At 63.0% G+C, this 2,006-nt stretch carries 1 protein-coding gene; it reads right to left on the bottom strand.

Annotation, left to right across the window (positions count from 1 at the left end; all coding sequences use genetic code 11):
- Positions 1 to 316: 316 nt before the first annotated feature.
- The gene (locus GPT33_RS12745) at positions 317 to 1,792 is read right to left on the bottom strand and encodes a SulP family inorganic anion transporter (protein WP_296809508.1); all 1,476 of its coding nucleotides are present in this window, start codon (positions 1,790 to 1,792) and stop codon (positions 317 to 319) included.
- Positions 1,793 to 2,006 lie beyond the last annotated feature (214 nt).

Genomic DNA, 2,006 nt, shown 5'->3' with positions numbered 1-2,006 from the left:
CGCACTCGTGCGGCGCGCAGCCCAGGCAGCGGCATCGGTGACGTAATCGGCGAAGTGCGAGCGATCCACGCAGGCCAGGATCTTGTCTTCGTCTTCTTGCATGCTGAGCTCCCCTGTTCGAACCGCATTCGGGACGACCTGAATCGCACGCGCGCGGGGTTTGGCTTTCGAAGAACCCGACGCCCGCGTTGCAGACGCGGTTCAGGTGCCTCGTTGTGTTTCGGATCTGAACCGCGTCTTGCCGATGCCTCGGGCGCGAGAGGAGGCTGAGCGGACCGCAAAGCGATGCCTGTCGCTCCGGACGCGGTTCAGCGGTTTAGTGCCCCATCAGTTGCTCCACGGCATCGGGTTTGTCATGCACGGCGAAGCGGTCCACCAGGGTCGCGCTGGCTTGGTTGAGTCCCGCGATCTCGACCTCGGTGCCTTCGCGACGGAACTTGATGACCACCTTATCGAGCGCGCTGACCGCGGTGATGTCCCAGAAGTGGGCGCGGCTGACATCGATGCGGACCTTCTCGATGACCTCCTTGTAGTCGAACGAGGCCACGAATCGATCGGCCGAGGCAAAGAAGACCTGGCCCGTGACCACGTAGACACGAAGCCGCCCTTCATGCACCGACATGGAGCCGACATGCAGGATCTGACCCACCTTGTGGGCGAAGAAGAACCCGGACAGCAGCACACCGACCAGCACGCCCATGGCCAGATCGTGCGTGAAGACCACGACCACGACCGTCGAGAGCATGACCACGTTCGCGGCGAGCGGGTGCTCGCGCAGATTCCGAACGGAGGCCCAGTTGAAGGTGCCGATCGAGACCATGATCATGACCGCCACTAGCGCGGCCATCGGGATCATCGACACCCATTCGTCGGCAAAGACCACCATCACGAGCAGAAAGACACCGGCGGCGAGCGTCGAAAGGCGCCCGCGCCCGCCGGATTTGATGTTGATGACGGCTTGGCCGATCATCGCACAGCCCGCCATGCCGCCGAGGAAGCCCGAACCGATGTTGGCTACACCTTGTCCCACGCACTCGCGGTTCTTGTTGCTGCCGGAGTCGGTCAGATCATCGACGATCGAGGCCGTCATCAGGGATTCCAGCAGACCTACCACGGCAAGCGTGGCCGATATCGGGAAGATGATGGCGAGCGTCTCCCAATTGAGCGGGATGTCGGGGAAAAGGAAGACCGGCAGGGTGTCGGGAAGCTCGCCCATATCGCCGACCGTGCGAATGTCCAGATCCAGCGCAATCGACGTTGCCGTCAGCACCACGATCGTCACTAAGGGCGAGGGGATCAGCTTGGTGAGATAGGGAAAGAGATAGATGATGGCCAGACCGGCGGCGACCATCGCATAGACCTCCCAGGTCACTCCGATCAACTCGGGCAGCTGCGCCATGAAGATGAGAATCGCCAGGGCGTTGACGAAGCCGGTGATCACCGAGCGCGACACGAAGCGCATCAGGTTGCCCAGGCGCAGCGCGCCGGCGAGGATCTGCAGGATGCCGGTCAGGATGGTTGCGGCCAGCAGATATTCCAGGCCGTGTTCCTTGACCAGGGTCACCATCAGGAGGGCCATCGCCGCGGTCGCACCCGAGATCATGCCCGGTCGGCCGCCGACGAAGGCGGTGATGGTCGCGATCGCGAAGGAGGCGTAGAGCCCGACCTTGGGATCGACCCCTGCGATGATGGAGAAGGCGATCGCCTCGGGGATCAGGGCCAGTGCCACCACCAGGCCGGCGAGCAGATCGTTGCGAACGTTGGACAGCCAGTCTTTGCGTAGCGATTGCATGCCTGAGCAGTTCCGGGGCTGGTGCAGACCGAAAGGTCAGCGGAGTAACGAATCGCGAAGGCCGCTCGGCTACACGGGGGTAAGGCGATCGGTCGACCGTAAAGGTCGTGGGGAAGACGCAAGCATCAGGCGCGCGGCATCGCGTTGATCAACGGCGAGAGTCCGGAGACTCGGTTTGCGCATGATACCTACATCGGGAGAGGACTCCGGCTGG

The sequence above is a fragment of the Thiocapsa sp. genome, assembly GCF_011390875.1.
Classification (GTDB): Bacteria; Pseudomonadota; Gammaproteobacteria; order Chromatiales; family Chromatiaceae; genus Thiocapsa.
This window is presented reverse-complemented; position numbering and strand designations above follow the sequence as displayed.

Excerpts from the sequence above, each read along its gene's own strand:
- GPT33_RS12745 (WP_296809508.1), bottom strand. The coding sequence starts at position 1,792 with ATGCAATCGCTACGCAAAGACTGGCTGTCCAACGTTCGCAACGATCTG.